Origin of the sequence: Actinomadura logoneensis, assembly GCF_003428695.1 — a bacterium.
GTDB lineage: Bacteria > Actinomycetota > Actinomycetes > Streptosporangiales > Streptosporangiaceae > Spirillospora > Spirillospora logoneensis.
This window is the reverse complement of sequence record NZ_QURH01000682.1, coordinates 1-2,836: the sequence shown is the minus strand read 5'-3', so window position 1 is coordinate 2,836 and position 2,836 is coordinate 1. Positions and strand designations below refer to the sequence as shown.

At 73.2% G+C, this 2,836-nt stretch carries 3 protein-coding genes; all 3 read left to right on the top strand.

The genetic code is table 11. The features are described 5' to 3' along the window. Positions 1-372 precede the first annotated feature (372 nt). The 3 genes from DZF91_RS25610 (at position 373) to DZF91_RS25600 (ending at position 2,791) form a co-directional block, all read left to right on the top strand. The gene (locus DZF91_RS25610) at positions 373-1,215 is read left to right on the top strand and encodes a helix-turn-helix domain-containing protein (protein WP_117359768.1); all 843 of its coding nucleotides are present in this window, start codon (positions 373-375) and stop codon (positions 1,213-1,215) included. Beyond that, on the top strand, positions 1,212-1,493 hold the full coding sequence (locus tag DZF91_RS42970) for a DUF397 domain-containing protein (RefSeq protein ID WP_199486888.1): 282 nt from the start codon (positions 1,212-1,214) through the stop codon (positions 1,491-1,493). Before DZF91_RS25610 ends, DZF91_RS42970 begins: the two co-directional genes overlap by 4 nt. Positions 1,494-1,735: 242 nt before the next feature. Further along, a complete protein-coding gene (locus tag DZF91_RS25600) occupies positions 1,736-2,791 on the top strand; it encodes an LLM class F420-dependent oxidoreductase (RefSeq protein ID WP_235834554.1) in 1,056 nt (351 codons plus the stop codon). The last annotated feature ends 45 nt before the right edge of the window (positions 2,792-2,836 follow it).

The window sequence follows — 2,836 nt, the reverse complement described above, 5'->3', positions numbered from 1 at the left end:
GGGCCGGCGGGCAGCGCCCACACGCGGTCGCGGCGCGCGCCCCCGGCGCCCGGCGGCGGCGGTTCGACGGCCAGCAGGCCGGATGATGAAGGCTGGTCCACGGCGTCTCCGGCGATCTCTGGAGAGGTGGTCACGGGGTTCCCTCCCGGGGCGGCGGCACGGCGGCGCGAGAACCGGCCGCGACCCTCACGGTGAGTCTCTGGTCACGCGACTCTGGTCACGTAACGACACCGAACGGTCACGGTCCTCAGAATCGCGTGAGAATCTCAGTACCGCAACACCGTTGGGCAGATTGCTCTGCCGGGAGAGATTCCTCTACCCGCTTTGTCATTCCCGTTGTGGAACCCCGGGCGACCGGCGAGACTCCCCGCCATGAGCTACCGGCCCACCGTCCGCGGCCGCCGTCTGGCGCGTGAGCTGCGGACGCTCCGTGAGAAGCGCGGCCTCACCCTCCAGGAGGTCGCCGACCGGCTGAGCATGTCGCGGGCCACCGTGTCCCGGCTGGAGACCGCGCAGACGCGGCCGAAGGCCGAGGACATCCAGCGGTTCCTCGACCTGTACGGCGTGCCCAGCCCGGAACGCGACGCGCTGTCCAACCTCGCGTCGGCCGCGCAGCGGCGCGGCTGGTGGACGGCCTACTCCGACGTCTTCACCGGCAGCTACGTCGCGATGGAGCACGAGGCGTCGCTCATCCGCACCTGGGATCCGCAGCTCGTGCACGGGCTGCTCCAGACCGAGGACTACGCGCGCGCCGTCATCACCGCCGGCCGGATGCTGCCCAAGCCCGAGGACGTGGAGCGGCGGCTCGCCGCGCGCCGCACCCGCCAGGCGCTGCTGGAGCGGCCGGACGCGCCGCTGGTGCACATGGTGGTGGACGAGGCGGTGCTGCGCCGCCCGATCGGCGGACCGGAGGTGCTGGCCGAGCAGCTGCGGCATCTGGTCCGGCTCGCCGAGCGCGACCGGATCACCGTCCAGATACTGCCGTTCACCGTGCGTGAGCACGCCGGACTCGACGGCCGCTTCACAATCCTTTCGTTCCCCGACCCCGCGGACCCCGATATCGCCTACGTGGAGGGGACGATGGGCGACGTTTACGTCGAAAGCATCGCGGAAATAGCCAGTCACGGGGAACGCTTCCAGCGGATCGCCGAGGCGGCCCTCCCCCCGGAGGAGTCCGCGCGTCTCGTCGCCGACGCAGCAAGGAGCAACTCGTGAACCCAACCCCCGCCGACTCGCGACGCGCCCACGACGGCACCACCGACGCCCACCCCGACCGAGCCACCGACGGCACGCCCCGCCCCCTCCGCGCCGAACTCGACACGGCGCTGTGGACCAAGTCGTCCCACAGCGGCAGCGGCGACCAGTGCGTCGAGGTCGCCGCGCTGTCGGGCGCGCGCCGCGCGGTGCGCGACTCCAAGGACCCCGGCGGCCCCGCGCTGCTGCTGGCGTCCGCCGAGTGGCGCGCGATGCTCGACCGCCTCACCGCACACTGACCGCCCCACCGCACACTGACCGCCCCGCCCCCACACCCGCCCGACGCCCGGCGTTCGCCTCGGGCTTCTCACGTCCACTGGACGCCTGACCCCTGCCCGGTCTCCAGCGTCCCGTCCGCCCGCGCACCCGGCGGTGCCGCTCCGTGCGCGGCCCGCCGGACCGGATCTCCGCGCCGGCCGGGCCTTCCAGAGAAACTAGAACGCGTTCTACTATCGCGGTGCCCCCGACGGAAGGCGCCACCGTGACCGCGGACCCGACTCCGGCCCCCAGCACGTCCCCCACCTCGGAACTGAAGCTCGGCATCAACGTCGGCTACTGGCAGCGCGACCCGGACGACCAGACCGAGACGGTGCTCGCCGCCGAGAGGCTCGGCTACGACGCGGTGTTCACCGCCGAGGCGTACGGCTCGGACGCCTTCACGCCGCTCGCCTGGTACGCCGCCCGCACCTCGCGGATCAAGCTCGGGACCGCCGTCGCGCAGATGTCGGCGCGCACGCCGGTCGCGACGGCGATGCACGCCCTCACCCTGGACGCGCTGTCCGGCGGACGGGTCATCCTCGGCATCGGCGCGTCCGGGCCGCAGGTCGTGGAGGGCTGGTACGGCGTGCCGTTCCCCAAGCCGCTCGCGCGCACCCGCGAGTACCTGGACATCATGCGGCAGGTGTGGCGGCGCGAGGCGCCCGTGACCAGCGAAGGCCCGCACTACCCGCTCCCCTACCCGGGCGGGACCGGGCTCGGGAAGCCGCTGAAGTCGATCGCGCATCCGGTGCGTCCGGAGATCCCGGTGTACCTCGGGGCGGAGGGGCCGAAGAACATCGCGCTCGCCGCCGAGGCCGCGCAGGGCTGGCTGCCGCTGTTCGTGGACCCGACCCGGATCGACGCGCTGTTCGGCGAGTCGCTGGCGGGCCGTCCGGCGGACTTCGAGATCGCCGCGACCGTGACGACGATCGTCACCGACGACCTGGCGTCCGCGCTGGAGTTCGCGAAGATCCCGCTCGCCTTCTACATCGGCGGGATGGGCGCGAAGGAACGCAACTTCCACCTCGACCTGATCGGCCGCCTCGGCTACGCCGAGCAGGCCGCGCGCGTGCAGGAGCTGTTCCTGGCCGGACGGCGCGACGAGGCGGTCCGGGCCGTCCCGGACGAGCTGGCCGACTCCATCTCGCTGCTCGGCCCGATCGGGCGCATCAAGGAGCGCCTCGACCGGTGGCGGGAAAGCCCGGTGACGACGCTGCTGATCGCGGGCGTCCGCGACGAGCCGACCCTCCGCGCCCTCCGCGACCTCGTCCTGGCCTGACCCACCCGCCCACCGACCGGCCCGCGCGGACCGGTCGGTGGGCGG

Coding starts and splice junctions, on each gene's coding strand:
- DZF91_RS25610 (WP_117359768.1), top strand. CDS start 373: ATGAGCTACCGGCCCACCGTCCGCGGCCGCCGTCTGGCGCGTGAGCTG.